The organism is Halomonas sp. SpR1 (assembly GCF_031010175.1).
Classification (GTDB): domain Bacteria; phylum Pseudomonadota; class Gammaproteobacteria; order Pseudomonadales; family Halomonadaceae; genus Vreelandella.
This window is the reverse complement of the sequence record NZ_JAUAMB010000045.1, coordinates 19930-34956: the sequence shown is the minus strand read 5'-3', so window position 1 is coordinate 34956 and position 15027 is coordinate 19930. Positions and strand designations below refer to the sequence as shown.

The following is a 15027-nucleotide window of genomic DNA, read 5'->3' as shown; positions in this document are numbered from 1 at the left end:
GCCTGCCGCCAGCGTTCAATCTGAGCCATGATCAAACTCTTCAGTTTAAGATCTATGCGGTTCTTACCCGCCACTCGTAAGTGACAGAAGCGAACCAAACTTGGCTCAAGGTTCAAACGAATTCATTCAAAACAGGTTTCGAAAAACCTTTATTGCTTGAGTCGCTTGCCTTGATATTTGGTGATTTGTCACCAACGTCAGCAAGCGCCCACATGAATTACCTGATCAAATTGTTAAAGAGCTGTTTCGCTGCGGCGGTGATTAAAACCATCCTGCAAACCGTTGAACTGGCTTGCCTCAGCGAGGAAGGCGTATTCTACGCATTTCCTGGTGGTTGTCAATCGCTGTTTTTTAGCGACTGAAGCGAGCGATACAACCTGCTCTAACCTCCTGACAAACCAGGCTTTTACACCTTATACACCGCTGGTAACGCTTGGCGTCCCCGGCAGCGGATCCGTACTTTACGGATTCGTTGACGGGTTGGCAAGCGGTTTTTAATACTAATATTGATTGAGACGCAAACGGTGTCATTAGGCATCGCGTATTGAATCTGGCACCAGCGAGTCCAATCCAAGCTCGGCGATACTACGCGCCCCAGTCAACGTCATTGCTACCCGCATCTCTTTTTCAAACAACTCGAGCAGATGAGCAACACCCGCCTCTCCGGCAGTAGCCAATGCGTATATGTAAGCACGTCCAAGCAATACAGTATCGGCGCCCATGGCAATCATACGCACAACATCGAGCCCGCTGCGCACGCCAGAGTCAGCCAGAATGGCCAAGTCACCTTTTACTGCATCGGCGATAGCAGGCAAAGCACGTGCAGTAGAGGGAACGCCATCGAGCTGGCGGCCACCATGGTTGGAGACAACGATGCCATCCGCGCCAAAGCGAACCGCATCACGGGCGTCCTCTGGATCAAGTATGCCCTTAATGATCATCGGGCCATCCCACTGCTCTCTAATCCACTCCAAATCTTTCCAGGAGATGGACGGATCAAAGTTATTCCCCAGCCAGGCGATGTAGTCCTCAAGCTCCGTTGGCTTACCGCGATAATCAGATACGTTACCCAAATCATGGGGGCGACCATGGATACCCACATCCCAAGCCCATAAAGGATGTGTTGCAGCCTGAAGCATACGCCTCACTGGCCCGCTCTTACCGCTCATACCAGAATGAGCATCGCGATAACGCGCGCCAGGAACAGGCATATCAACAGTGAAAATCAATGTCTTGACGCCAGCAGCCTTAGCCCTCTCCAGAACATGCTTCATAAAGCCCCGGTCTTTCAGCACATAGAGCTGAAACCAGATGGGCCGCTCAATTGCCGAAGCCACCTCATCAATAGGGCATACCGATACCGTCGACAGCGTAAACGGTATACCTTTATTAGTAGCTGCCCGCGCCGCCTGTACTTCACCGCGCCTGGCGTACATACCCGCCAGCCCCACCGGCGCCAAAGCTATCGGCATGGCAAGTGTTTCACCGAACAACTCTGTCTCTAATGATAGCGACGACATATCCTTCAATACACGCTGACGTAGCGCAATACCGGCTAAGTCCTCGACGTTACGTCGCAATGTATGCTCCGCGTAAGATCCTCCGTCGGCATAATGAAAGAGAAAGGGCGGGATACGACGTTTAGCGGCTTGACGGTAGTCGGTGGATGCAGAAATGATCATGGATAGCCCTGTGTTATAGCCCTGTGCACTGGGCGCGCCATACACCGACGCCCAAAGCGGGCAATTGGTTTTACCAATTGACAAAAAACCAGAATCAACAGTAGTGAGCCGCCTTAAGCGTGTCAAATACTGATGCTCATTTTAGTCTTTAAAAGCGCCATACTTTAGTTTAAAGGCGCTATGCACGACCGCTATTAACTAAACTCTACTCTGCCAATTATCACCCCGCATGTGCTTGTGCAAAGACTCGGTAGCTTTTAATATTGGTCTTACCAATTAAAGGGGCTTTTAGACATGAGCTATTACGTATGAGCTATCCACCGCTCCGCCAACAGCGCTTGGCCGATGTTATCACTGAGCGCTTAGAAGCCATGATGCTGGAAGGCAGCTTAAAGCCAGGCCAGCGCTTACCCCCTGAACGTGAGTTAGCCGAACGGTTCGGCGTTTCACGACCCTCGTTACGGGAGGCCATCCAGAAATTAGCCGCTCGCGGCTTACTAACCAGCCGCCAAGGCGGCGGCACCTTTGTCAACGACGACCTTAGCAATGGCTATACCGACCCGCTGCTGGAAATGCTTTCCCGCCACGGCGAATTTAATCTAGATCTACTTGAATTTCGCGATGCTATGGAAGGGATATCCGCTTACTACGCTGCGCTGCGCTCTACACCCGCAGATAAAGCCGTCCTGATCCAGCGCTTTGAAGAGCTCGATGGCGGCTTTGCCGGCGCGGATCCCATCCAGGAAGCTAAACTAGATGCCGCCTTTCACCTAGCCATTGCCGAAGCCGCCCATAATGTTCTTCTGCTGCATACTATTCGCGGCATTTTCCACCTATTGGAAAAGAGCATTGTGAACAACTTGGCGCACTTGTTTGCCAAGGAGGGTTCGCGTACCCAGCTCATGCAGCAGCACCGCGCTCTGCTCAACGCCATTCTGGAAGGACGGGCTGAAGACGCCCGTGCTCGTGCCCATGAACATTTGGTATTTGTTGAAGAAGGCCTACTTGAGATGGCTAGGGCTGAGACACGGGCTCAGCGCGCCCTTCGCCGTGCCCAAGGCAGTAGTAAGACGCCGACATGAGCAGCGCTGGCATCAAGAACCAAGTACCGGCTCCCTTACCACAACGCTGGCGACGCCTGTGGCTGGTGCTCATTGCTCTCGGCTTGCTATTTTGCATGTGGCAAGCCGCCCAGCTGGCTCGTGAACAAGCGCTTTCTAACTTACAGGACGAAGCAGAAAACGAGTTGCGCCTGTCTGCTGCCAACTTAAACGGCTATTTACTGCGCTACGACTACCTACCGCAAATGCTGGCCACCCGGGAAGGCGTGCAGCGCTTTTTGGCCTCTCCCGATAGCCAAGACCCAATGCCGCTCAATATGCTGCTGGATCGTTTCCGCTTTACAGCGGGGGTTTCAGACGTCTATTTACTCAATCGCGATGGTGACACGATCGCCGCCAGTAATTGGCACCGTCCAAACACCTTTATTGGCCAGAACTATGCTTTTCGTTCCTATTACACCGATGCCATTGCCGGCGGACAGGGGCGCTTTTTTGGCTTAGGTATCAAGTCGCTTGAGCGGGGCTACTACTTTTCGTCCCCCGTGTGGCTAGACAACACCTCACCCGACGCACAGCCAGACGGTGTCCTTGTGGTTAAAGTACTCTTAGATGACGTTGAAGAGAGCTGGGCCGAGCAGGATGCCGAGCTGTTTGTCACCGATAGTGACGACATTATCTTTATGGCCAGCCATCCCGAGCTGCGCATGAACGCGCTCTACCCGCTGACCGATGAGCAACGCCAAAGCCTGCGGGCAACGCGCCGCTATGCCATGGAGCCGTTGACGCCGTCGGGTATTGAAGTTAATGCGCCTTACCGCCAGGGTAGCCAGTTGGTCAGTTTTTCCCAGGGCCCGCTAAGCAACGGCGACTACCTGAGCCTGACCCGGCATGTCCCCGAGTTTGGTTGGCAAATGCATATTTTAAAGCCACTAACACCGGTGATTAGCGCCCAGTGGATCGCCGCCCTTATGGCGGGCGGTCTTTATGGCGTGATCACTCTTGGTGCGGGTATTGGCTGGCAACGCCTGCGGCTGCGGCGTGAGCGTGAAGCGTTTGCCGAGCGGGAGCGCAATACCTTGGCACGCGTTCGTGATGAACTAGAGGTCAGCGTAGAACACCGTACCCGTGACCTGGTGGCCAGCAACCAACGCCTTTCAGATGAAATTGAAGAGCGCCGCCGGGCTGAAGCCAACCTACGCCAGACCCAGGATGAGTTGATTCAAGCGGCCAAACTTGCGGTACTGGGTCAGCTTGCTGCGGGTATTAACCACGAGCTTAATCAGCCGCTGGCGGCTATTCGCGCCTACGCAGAAAACGCCCGCCGGTTTATGGAGCTGGCCCGCCACGACAAGGCGGATGCCAATCTTGAACAGATTGTTGAACTCACCGAGCGCATGGCGGATATCAGCGCCCAACTGCGTCAGTTTTCGCGTAAGAGCAGCGAGCGCCAGGAGACTATTTCGGTACAAGCCTGTATCGACTACGCCCTGCGCCTATTTCAAAGCCGCCTGCGCGAAGGCAATATCACCATTGTGCAGGATTGGCCTGCAGAAACCTTATGGGTAAAAGGCGACCTGGTGCGCCTGGAGCAGGTATTGGTTAATTTAATCGGCAATGCGCTCCAGGCCATGAAAGGCGTACCCGCGCCACAGCTGACGCTGGGCGCCCATAGCCACCTGCAGCAGGTCATTATTAGCGTTAGCGATAATGGCCTCGGCATCCCAGAGGAGCACTTAGGGCATATTTTTGAACCCTTTTTTACCACCAAAGCACCGGGGAGCGGTTTAGGCCTGGGACTCTCGATCTCGTCGCGTATCATGGACGATTTAGGCGGTAAACTGCAGGCTGCTAATCAGCCCGAGGGTGGCGCCAGCTTCACCATCACCCTACCTCAATCACCGTTAACCCACACCCAGGAGAGCCCCACTTATGCATGAGCCGTCGACGCTGCCGGTCATGGTGATCGACGACGAGCCGCATCTGCGGATCACCGCCAGCCAAACCCTCGAACTTGCAGGGTATACGCCCTACTGCTTTGAATCAGCAGAACAAGCGTTGACGGCATTGACGCCAGACTTTCCCGGGGTCATTGTCAGCGACATCCGCATGCCGGGGATGGATGGCATGGCGCTGCTCCATGAGCTACACAGCCGCGACGCCACGCTGCCCATCATCTTGATTACTGGCCACGGCGACATTTCCACGGCCGTAGAAGCCATGCGCGCCGGGGCCTGGGATTTTCTTGAGAAGCCGTTTGCCGGTGATCAACTGCTGGATGTGGTGCGCCGGGGCATTGAGAAGCGCCAGCTCAGCTTGGAAAACCACCGCCTTAAAGCCGAGTTGGAGGTGCAGCAAGCCGCGTTAGGGCCGAGGCTGGTGGGCCGCACGCCGATCATTTCGCGGCTGGCCGCCATGATTCAGCGCATCAGCCAAGTCGAAGCCGATGTACTGCTGTTTGGTGAGACAGGTACAGGCAAAGATTTGGTCGCCCGTGCGATTCACGAACGCAGCGGGCGGCGTAACAGCCCCTTTATGGCGATTAACTGCGGTGCGGTGCCCGAAAACACCATTGAGTCCGAGCTGTTTGGCCACGAGAAAGGCGCCTTCACCGGTGCCGTAGAGCGGCGCATCGGCAAGTTCGAGCACGCTAACGGCGGCACGGTGTTTTTGGATGAGATTGAATCAATGCCCATGGCGCTGCAAGTCAAACTGCTGCGGGTACTGCAGGAGCGTAGCGTCGAACGGCTCGGCGCCAATGAAACCGTGCCGCTTGATATCCGCGTCATCGCGGCCACTAAGGTAGATCTCAAAGCCGCTTCCGAAGAGGGGCACTTCCGCGAGGATCTTTACTACCGGCTAAACGTGGTCACCCTGCCGCTACCCGCTCTGCGCGAGCGGCGCGAGGATATACCCTTACTGTTCCAGCATTTTGCCGTCGTCGCGGCCAACCGCAGCGGGCTGGAAGCACCGACCCTCGATAGCCCCGCCATTGCCGCCCTGTTGGCTCATGATTGGCCCGGTAACGTGCGCGAGCTACGCAACCTTGCCGAGCGCTACGTGCTGTTAGGCGCTGCCTTTGACTATCGTTTGGATGCGCTGCTGGAAGGGGTCAATGCCGACACCGAAGAGCCCACCCTACCGCGCCAGGTAGAGCTGTTTGAAAAGAGCCTGATCAGCCAATCGCTGTCGCGCTACCACGGCCGGGTAACCGACGTATGCCGCCACTTGGGCATTCCGCGCAAAACCTTTTACGACAAACTTAAAAAACATGGCCTCAATGCTGATGACTATCGCCACAGCAGCGAGCCCTGATGCAGCAGCTCGCCCAGTACCGACCAGGGCGGCGCCCAAGGCACCAAGGTCAGCGCCGCAATCAGCATTAGTAGATTGGACATGGGCCGACGACTATCGCCTAGCTTAAGCGCCGTTCCAAACGAGCGCTTAAGCCGCGCGCCTTCAAGGTCAACGCTGTATATCTCATCCAAACACAAGTGGATCAAAAACCCTACCAACGTGGCAGCCCCATGAGACCATGCCAGCCACGCTGGCTGGCCGAGTAAATTAAAACTTAGTGCGGCGGCGAGTAGGCTACATAGCCCTCCCGCTAGCAGTGAGTGCCAGATACCACGGTGGACAGTAAAGCGGGAAAACAGCACCCCCGCCAAATAGCGCACGCTGAAATAGATCCCGCCGCAAGCAATCAACAACGCTCCCGGCGTCAACCATGGCTGTAGCAACAGTACGCCCAACACCAGAGCGGGTACCGAAAGTAGATTGAATATCAAGCGGATAGAGTGGGATCGATCGGCATCGATATCGGGCAAAATCCCCCCGAACGTGACCAGCGCAATCATCACTACCGCCTGGGAGGGTGGCCACCATTGGCCTTTCCAGCCTGCGTAAGCTATCAGCATGCCGCCCGCCGCTGCCACCGTAATATGCGTGCGAAAATTAGCCATGACGCGGCATCCCAAAGTCTGCAAAACAGAAAACTGTATAAATTAACAGACTTTTGCCGTCCGCGACATGGCTAATGAAGAAAAAAGGTTGCTAGGCCAACCGGTTAGGATTGATTAGGCAAGGTAGCTAAAGGGAGGATTCGGCCAGAAAGCGATCTTTTAATTTAACGTAGTTGCCTGCGGTATAAGGAAAGAACGCACGCTCCTTATCTTTCAGCGGGCGCAGCGCTTTAGCCGGGTTACCCGCATATACATAGCCACTTTCCAAATGCTTGCCGGGCGTTACCACGGCGCCCGCGGCGATAATGACCTCATCCTCAATGACCGCGCCATCCATCACAATCGCCCCCATACCGACAAGAATCCGACTTCCCAAGGTGCAGCCATGCAGAATCGCTTTATGGCCAATGGTAACGTCATCGCCAATGGTGAGCGGAAAGCCGTTCGGGCTGAAATCACTGGCGTGGGTAATATGCAGCACGCTGCCATCCTGCACGCTGGTACGCGAGCCGATACGAATACGGTGCATATCGCCACGAATTACAGTCATCGGCCACACTGAGCAGTCATCACCCATTACCACATCACCGATGACCACACTGGCCGGATCAATATAAACGCGCTCGCCCAATTGGGGCTCCATACCTTGATAGCGCCTTAATGCACTGCTCATAACTCGCTCCTGAGATGTCGGGTGGAAAACGGAAAATTGATCAACTCACTATAGCAATTCGCTAAAGCAACCCAGCCAATAGAACAATAAAGGTCAGCGGAATCGACACCCAGCGGATAATATTGCGCCACAGCACATAACCGCTTTCACCCACGCCTAACGCGCTCACCACCTTCTCACGGGGCATTACCCAGGCTGCAAAAATCGCGATCAGTAACCCGCCCAGCGGCAGAAAAACGTCCGGCGGTATACTACTGACAAGTTCGAAGACATTGCGCCCAAATAGCGGCCGGAAATCCGCCAGCGTTGAAAAAGAGAAGGCTGATAGCAGCCCGATCAACCAGACACTGAGCGCCACGATCGCCGTCGAGATACTGCGGCGCAGCCCCAAGCCCTGCAGCGTGGCGACCATCGGCTCCGCTAGGTTAATCGCAGATGTCCAAGTGGCCAGCAGCAGCAATAAAAAGAACACGCTGAGCCATACAGCGCCCCAAGGCAGCTCTGAGAACGCAATGGGCAGGGTGACAAACATTAACCCTGGGCCATCGGTGGGATCCATGCCCTGGGCAAACACCACCGAGAAAATCGCGATCCCCGCCAGTAACGCCACGCTAATATCGAGCACGGCGACGGCAACCGCTGCTTTCGGCAGGCTCTGCTCTTCCGGCATATAGGCGCCATAGGCCATTAAAGCACAGGCGCCTACCGCCAGAGTAAAGAACGCATGGCCCATGGCATGCACCACTACAGATGGAGTAAGCGCCTCGAAGGAGGGCAGGAACAACCACGCTAACGCTGGTGCAAAACCATCGGTGGTCGCGGCATAGCCCGCCAATAGCAGCAGTAGCAAATACAGCAACGGCATCAGCAGATTATTGAGCCGCTCAAGCCCCTTGGCAACCCCCGCGGCGACGACGGTCATGGTCATAAACAGAAACAGTGAGTGATTGAAGATCAGCAGCTCTGGGTTGGCTAAAAAAGCCTCAAAACCAGCGCCAATCTCAGCGGCACTCGCGCCATTGAAGTTGCCGTTCACAGAGGCAACCAAAAACTCAATCGACCAGCCCGACACCACCGAGTAGAACGATAAGATACAGAAAACGGTGAACGCACCGAAAATCCCCAGCCAACGCCATTTCGGAGAAGCACCCGCTTCGGCCGCCAGGGCGCCCAAGGCTTGCATCGGCCCACGCCGACCGGCGCGGCCAATCAGTATTTCCGCCATCATGACTGGAATACCCAGCAACAGCACAAACGCCACGTAAATCAGCAGAAACGCCGCACCGCCGTTCTCTCCGGCCACATAAGGGAAGCGCCAGATGTTGCCTAACCCTACCGCAGCACCTGTTACCGCCAAGATAAAGGCCCGTTTCGACCCCCAGCGCTCCAGCGTCTCGCTCATCACATGCTCCTGCCATTGGTGGCATTAAAAAGCGGCAAGACTAGCAGGCGCTTGCGTGCAGGCCAAACCCTGTCATTAAACATACCATTCAGCCCATTATCGAACCTAGCATTGAAACACGGCCCCACCGCCCGCACTGTGTCATCATCATTGCGCTGTTTTGCGCTTCCCTGTTGTTTTAAAACTTATCTTCTAAGAGCTAGATTTTTAGAATCAGGTTTTAAAAAAAAAGCCTGCCACCCGAGGTGCCTATGTCCTCCAACCCAGTGTCTTCCACCACCAATCCGCTGCTTGAAACCCACGTTCTGCCGCCCTTTGGCGAGATTCGCGCCGAGCATGTGGAGCCTGCCGTGGATACGCTGCTAAGCAAAAGCCGCGAGGCCATTGATCGCCTCGCCGAACAGGCAGCCGCCACCCCGCCCAGCTGGGACACTTTTGCAGCGCCCCTTGAAGCGGTGAATGATCGACTAACCAAAGCCTGGTCACCTGTCTCTCACCTCAATGGCACCATGAACACCCCGGCGTTACGCGAAGCGTACCAGGCATGCCTTGAGAAACTCTCAGATTTTGGCACCTGGGTAGGCCAGCACGAAGGGTTGTTTCATGGTTGGCAAGCCTTGAAAGAGGGCCCGGCCTGGGAAACCCTGGACGCCGCTCAACGGCGTACTGTTGAGCATGCCCTGCGTGATTTTCGCCTCGCCGGTGTCGACCTTCCCGCGGACAAGAAAGTGCGCTACGGCGAGATTCAGTCGCGGCTTTCGCTGCTGTCAAACCAGTTTTCCAATAACGTGCTGGATGCCACCCAAGCTTGGCACAAGGACATCGACAACCAAGAGGCATTAGCGGGGGTGCCGGAGAGCGCTCTTGATACCTTAAAAGCTTCTGCTGAGGCGAAAGGCGTCACGGGCTACCGTATTACCCTGGATTTTCCCAGCTTCTTCCCGGTGGTTAGCTACGCCGACAACCGCGAGCTGCGCCGCGAGGTGTATACCGCCTTCGTTACCCGGGCTTCTGACCAAGGCCCCGATGCGGGTAAATTCGATAACGCGGATATCATGGAAGAGATCCTGGCGCTACGTAGTGAAATGGCCCAGCTACTCGGTTTTGCCACCTACGCCGATTACTCGTTGACCACCAAGATGGCGGACTCTCCCGAGCAGGTACTCGATTTCCTTAACGACTTAGCCCGCCGTGCGCTGCCTCAGGCGAAGGAGGAGCTTGCTGAACTCAGCGCTTATGCGCGAGATGAACTAGGCTTGGCGACGCTGGAGCCGTGGGATGTTGCCTATGCCAGCGAAAAGCTGCGTGAAGCGCGCCACTCTATCTCCCAGGAGCAGCTACGCCCCTACTTCCCGGCCCCCCAGGTAGTCGATGGTTTGTTTCAGGTGGTTGAGCGCCTTTACGGCGTGCACTTTGAAGAAGATACCCAGGCGCCCCGCTATCATGATGACGTGCGCTATTTCCGTATCACCGAAAATGGCCAGCCGATTGCCGGTTTTTATCTCGATCTCTACGCCCGAGAAGGCAAGCGGGGCGGTGCCTGGATGGCCGACTGCCGGGTACGCCGTCAAACGGAGCAGGGCCTGCAACTGCCGGTGGCCTTTCTTACCTGCAACTTCACTGCTCCGGTAAGTGGCCGCCCAGCGCTGCTCACCCACGACGAAGTCACCACCCTGTTCCATGAGTTTGGCCATGGCCTGCACCATATGCTGACCCAGCAGCAAATTGCCGATATCTCCGGCATTAACGGCGTTGCCTGGGATGCGGTCGAGCTACCCAGCCAATTTATGGAAAACTACTGCTGGGAGCGTGAAGGCCTGGATCTACTCGCCAAGCACGTGGATAGCGGCGAACCGCTGCCCGCCGAGCTACTTGAGCGCCTCCAAGCAGCCAAGAATTTTCAGTCGGCCATGGGCATGATGCGCCAAATCGAGTTCTCGCTATTTGATCTGCGCCTGCATCATGAATTAAGTGCTCCCAGAGCCAGCGACGTGCAAGCCTTGTTAGATGAGGTGCGTGAAGCAGTCTCTGTACTGCCTAAAGTATCTTTCAACCGCTTCCAAAATAGCTTTGGACACGTATTTGCGGGTGGCTACGCGGCCGGCTACTACAGCTACAAGTGGGCGGAAGTGCTCTCGGCAGATGCCTGGAGCGCCTTTGAAGAGGCCGGTATCTTTGATCCTGAAACAGGCCAGCGCTTTCGTCGTGAAATTCTTGAGCAAGGCGGCGCCCGCGATGCCGCTGACCTGTTTGTTGCCTTTCGGGGCCGAGAGCCGAGCGTTGAGCCACTATTACGCCATAGCGGCATCCGCGCTGCTTAAGGCATTTTTAAACACGTTTTTCCCATGCGCAGCGCCTTGTGCGCTGCGCGCTAGGAGTCTGTAATGTCAACGGTTAAACGCTTTATTGCCGGTGTGACCTGCCCCCGCTGCGCGGCGATGGATCGTATCCGCGCCTGGGAGCAAAACGGTATTCGCTACCGGGAGTGCGTCAGCTGCGATTTCTTCGAGCAACTCCCCATCGAGGAAGACGCGCTTACCGAAATGACCACCCGGGTCAACCAGGTACGCGATGATCAGAAGCAACAGGATGTCCAACCCGTACGCATTCTAGATCCCGGTAAACCCTCACGTTAGCCCTCCCAGCCGCCAAGGATGGCGTGTTCAGTCTTTGCTCACCGCCCCACGGTCGATAGCGAACGAAAAATAAAATTTGTGTGCGGTTATCCACACACTATAAAGCTATTATCGTGCGAACACTCGGACACTTCGGCTCTTAGGGCTTACCACCAAAGTTGAATAAAAAAATTACAAACAACTGATTTTAAAGTTATAAGTTTTAAATGGCACGACTATCGCTGTTATATATAGGCATACCTGCTTAACGCAGTATCGACTGACGGCATGAATAGAGGCCGTCAATATATAACCCCAATAACAGCTAGGAATTTTCGCCATGCGCAAACATATGCCTAAAACGTTTACCCTCCTCGCCAGCAGTGCCCTGCTTATCGCCGCCGCCAGCAGCGCCCAGGCTCAAGACCGTTCCGGGTGGCCTGATAACTTCACTGTTGGCACCGCTAGCCAAGGCGGCACCTACTTCGTTTACGGTTCAGGCTGGGCAAACTTTATTGCCGATGAGTTAGGCGTATCTGGCGGCGGTGAAGTCACCGGCGGTCCCACTCAAAACCTGGCGCTCGTGCACACAGGCGATATGGCATTTGGTTTAACCACCATGGGCCCCGCGTCTGATGCCGTTAAAGGTGAAAGCCCGCTGGCGCCTGGCATGAAGATGGACAATGTATGCGCCATGTTCCCCATGTACGAGACGCCGTTCTCGATTGCAGCATTGTCAAGCAGCGGTATTGAGACAATATCCGATATTCCTGATGGCGCCCGGATTGGTTTTGGCCCGGCTGCATCAACCTCCGACACCTACTTCCCGGCCATTTTAGAAACCCTGGGCGTTAACTTCGATCGCCGTAACGGCGGTTGGTCAGACCTGGGTGGTCAGTTGCAGGATGGCCTGCTAGACGTTGTCGCCTTCGCTGCGGGCATTCCAATCCCCGCCGTTAGTCAGTTGGAAGTACAGACTGACGTTAATATCATCGAATTCAACGAAGAAGAGCTGGCCACGGTGCTGGAAAACTTCCCGGTTGCTGAATTCACCATTCCTGCCAGCACCTATACCACGCTGGAAGAAGATGCTCGTGCTGTTTCCATGTGGAACTTCGCCATTGCAGGCTGCGACCTACCGGAAGATTTCGTTTACGAAGTCACCAAGGCCACCATGGAAAACAATGACCGTATGCGTTCAGTACACCGCAGTGCTGAAACCACCATTCCAGAAAACATCAAGCACAACACCGTGCTGCCGTTTCACCCCGGCGCTGCACGCTGGTACGAAGAGAACGGCTATGAAATTGCTGATGACATGATCAACTAAGCAACTTTACCCGTTCTAACTGCCCCGTCACCGGCCCCGCCGGGCGGGGCAGCTTTCGCTGCTACTACCCCTTTGTCTGCTTTTGCTGTGAGGGTGAACTCTAATGAGTCACAAAACCGACCAAGAACCCAATGATCTCAAGGATGATGCTCACGCGACGTCTGTGATACCCGAGTCCATTGCCGATGGTGTCGATGAAGATGTTGTTGAGCCCAATCGCCGCCTGTTTACGGGCTGGCAGTTCCTGCTATTTGCGGCATTAGCGATCGCTTACTCAAGTTTCCATCTGATCTCACTCAACGTGTATCCGATGGAAACCTGGTCGTTTCGTATCGTGCATATTGCCGGTGCGCTTATTCTCGGTTACGGGCTCTTTGCCGGCGCCCGCTTTGCCGACGACGATCATCAAGCATCAGCTGCCTGGATTAAGTGGGTGAGCTACGCGCTACTGATTCCAGCCGCCTATACCCTGGCGCAAGTCTTTTTGATGTATCAAACGCTTAGCGGTAGTGCCATGCGTATCGACCCGAGTGTTGAAAACTGGCATTACGGCTATCCGCTCATGGCGACCACGGCGGGGGCAATTGTACTGTCATGGTTTTATCGTCAGGCGCGGCACCGTTTCAACCCTGCCGACCTGGTACTAATGGTCTGTGCGCTGGCCAGCGCTGGCTATTTGCTGGTGGCTTATAACACCAATATCCGTATGTCGACGGGTACCTCTTTCGCGCCGTCTGGCATTTCCTGGGCGGCGATTGCGGGCTCTCTGCTGATTTTGGAGCTTACCCGCCGGGTAGCGGGTCTAGCCCTGGTGGTTATCTCCGCGGTTTTCCTGACCTACGTATTTGCCGGCCCCTATTTACCGGGCTTTTTAGGCTATCCGGGGCTGTCACTACAGCGCTTCTTTAGCCAGGTGTACACGGATGCCGGCATCCTCGGCCCCACCACCGCGGTGTCGTCGACCTATATTATTCTGTTCATTATTTTTGCCGCTTTCCTACAGGCCTCTAAAGTCGGCGACTACTTCGTTAACTTTGCCTTTGCCGCCGCAGGCCGTGCCCGTGGTGGCCCCGCCAAGGTGGCCATTTTTGCCTCTGGCTTGATGGGTATGATTAACGGCACGTCAGCGGGTAACGTGGTTTCCACCGGCTCTTTGACCATTCCGTTGATGAAGAAAGTCGGCTACCCCGCACGTAGTGCGGGCGCGATCGAAGCCGCTGCCTCTACCGGTGGACAAATCATGCCGCCGATTATGGGTGCAGGTGCGTTCATCATGGCCGAAGTAACCGGTATCCCGTATACCGAGATTGCCCTTGCCGCTGTTATTCCGGCGATTCTCTATTTTGCCTCAATCTACTTTATGGTCGACTTTGAAGCCGCCCGTAAAGGCATGCGGGGCATGCGCAAAGATGAGATCCCGCTATTCTCGAAGCTGGTCAAGCAGGTCTACCTATTTGCGCCGATTATTATCCTGATTGTCGCGCTGTTTATGGGCTACTCGGTGATTCGTGCTGGTACCTTGGCAACGGCGTCAGCCGCCGTGGTTAGCTGGCTGTCACCCAATAAAATGGGCCTGCGTGCGATTCTTAAAGCGCTGCAGATAGCGGGCACCATGTCGATTCAGATTATCGCCGTGTGTGCCTGCGCGGGCCTAATCGTCGGGGTGATTTCGCTGACCGGTGTGGGCGCGCGCTTCTCGTCACTGCTTCTTGGTTTAGCGGGCGTGAGCCAACTATTGGCGCTGGTGTTCGCCATGCTGATTAGCATCCTACTCGGTATGGGCATGCCCACCACCGCCGCCTACGCGGTGGCCGCTTCGGTGGTCGCGCCAGGTTTGATCAATATCGGCATTGAGCCGCTGATTGCTCACTTCTTCGTGTTCTACTTTGCGGTCGTCTCGGCGATTACACCGCCCGTTGCCTTGGCTTCCTACGCAGCCGCCGGTATCTCTGGTGATAATCCCATGGGCACCTCGGTGGCCTCCTTCAAAATTGGTTTGGCCGCCTTTATCGTGCCGTTTATGTTCTTCTACAGCCCGGCCATGCTGATGGAAGGCTCCGCCATGCAGATTCTCCGCGTCGGGGTTACCGCCACCCTGGGCATTGTCTTACTCTCTGGCATGGTGCAGGCGTGGTTCTTTGGGCCCGTTAACGCCTTACAGCGTGTGCTGATGCTGGTGGGGGCGATGTTCTTGATCTACGGCGGTATCTACACCGACGTTATTGGCCTTGCGATTGGTATCGTGCTGTTCGTCATGCAGCGCAAGCTACATGGCGGTGGTAACAAAACGGCTCAAGCAGGCTGA

12 protein-coding genes are annotated in these 15027 nt (G+C 55.5%); 8 read left to right on the top strand and 4 right to left on the bottom strand.

Features of this window, described 5'->3' with window-relative positions:
* Nucleotides 1-80 precede the first annotated feature (80 nt).
* A complete protein-coding gene (locus tag QT231_RS21675; protein ID WP_308338870.1) occupies nucleotides 81-362 on the top strand; it encodes a hypothetical protein in 282 nt (93 codons plus the stop codon).
* Between the two features lie 168 nt (nucleotides 363-530).
* Here the strand turns inward: QT231_RS21675 and lldD are convergent, their stop codons facing one another.
* Nucleotides 531-1682, bottom strand: a complete 1152-nt coding sequence (lldD, locus tag QT231_RS21670) for an FMN-dependent L-lactate dehydrogenase LldD (protein WP_308338869.1) — start codon at nucleotides 1680-1682, stop codon at nucleotides 531-533.
* 308 nt (nucleotides 1683-1990) lie between these two features.
* Between lldD and QT231_RS21665 the strand changes: the two genes are divergently transcribed.
* From QT231_RS21665 to QT231_RS21655, 3 genes are read left to right on the top strand one after another with little or no spacing between them, the layout of a single operon-like run.
* Nucleotides 1991-2764 carry a GntR family transcriptional regulator gene (locus QT231_RS21665; RefSeq protein WP_308338868.1) on the top strand — a complete coding sequence of 258 codons (774 nt, stop codon included), beginning with the start codon at nucleotides 1991-1993 and terminating at the stop codon, nucleotides 2762-2764.
* The gene (locus QT231_RS21660; protein ID WP_308338867.1) at nucleotides 2761-4680 is read left to right on the top strand and encodes an ATP-binding protein; all 1920 of its coding nucleotides are present in this window, start codon (nucleotides 2761-2763) and stop codon (nucleotides 4678-4680) included. The genes QT231_RS21665 and QT231_RS21660 overlap by 4 nt, the downstream gene beginning before the upstream one ends.
* The gene (locus tag QT231_RS21655; protein ID WP_308338866.1) at nucleotides 4673-6055 is read left to right on the top strand and encodes a sigma-54 dependent transcriptional regulator; all 1383 of its coding nucleotides are present in this window, start codon (nucleotides 4673-4675) and stop codon (nucleotides 6053-6055) included. Before QT231_RS21660 ends, QT231_RS21655 begins: the two co-directional genes overlap by 8 nt.
* Here the strand turns inward: QT231_RS21655 and QT231_RS21650 are convergent.
* The 3 genes from QT231_RS21650 to QT231_RS21640 all read right to left on the bottom strand — a co-directional run bounded on the left by QT231_RS21650 (nucleotide 6031) and on the right by QT231_RS21640 (nucleotide 8777).
* Complete coding sequence (locus QT231_RS21650) at nucleotides 6031-6702, bottom strand: metal-dependent hydrolase (protein ID WP_308338865.1); 672 nt, start codon at nucleotides 6700-6702, stop codon at nucleotides 6031-6033. The genes QT231_RS21655 and QT231_RS21650 overlap by 25 nt on opposite strands.
* 127 nt (nucleotides 6703-6829) lie before the next feature.
* Nucleotides 6830-7375 carry a gamma carbonic anhydrase family protein gene (locus QT231_RS21645; protein ID WP_308338864.1) on the bottom strand — a complete coding sequence of 182 codons (546 nt, stop codon included), beginning with the start codon at nucleotides 7373-7375 and terminating at the stop codon, nucleotides 6830-6832.
* A 61-nt stretch (nucleotides 7376-7436) separates the two neighbouring features.
* Entirely contained in the window at nucleotides 7437-8777 is a 1341-nt protein-coding gene (locus QT231_RS21640; protein WP_308338863.1) for a sodium-dependent transporter, read from the bottom strand.
* Nucleotides 8778-9028: 251 nt separating this feature from the next.
* Here QT231_RS21640 and prlC point away from each other — a divergent pair, with 251 nt between their 5' ends.
* The 4 genes from prlC (at nucleotide 9029) to QT231_RS21620 (ending at nucleotide 15027) form a co-directional block, all read left to right on the top strand.
* Entirely contained in the window at nucleotides 9029-11098 is a 2070-nt protein-coding gene (gene prlC / locus QT231_RS21635) for an oligopeptidase A (RefSeq protein ID WP_308338862.1), read from the top strand.
* Nucleotides 11099-11161: 63 nt separating this feature from the next.
* Entirely contained in the window at nucleotides 11162-11413 is a 252-nt protein-coding gene (locus QT231_RS21630) for a YheV family putative zinc ribbon protein (RefSeq protein ID WP_071695148.1), read from the top strand.
* Between the two features lie 319 nt (nucleotides 11414-11732).
* Nucleotides 11733-12722: a TAXI family TRAP transporter solute-binding subunit gene (locus tag QT231_RS21625; RefSeq protein WP_308338861.1), complete on the top strand. Its 990-nt coding sequence runs from the start codon at nucleotides 11733-11735 to the stop codon at nucleotides 12720-12722.
* A 103-nt stretch (nucleotides 12723-12825) separates the two neighbouring features.
* The gene (locus tag QT231_RS21620; protein WP_308338860.1) at nucleotides 12826-15027 is read left to right on the top strand and encodes a TRAP transporter permease; all 2202 of its coding nucleotides are present in this window, start codon (nucleotides 12826-12828) and stop codon (nucleotides 15025-15027) included.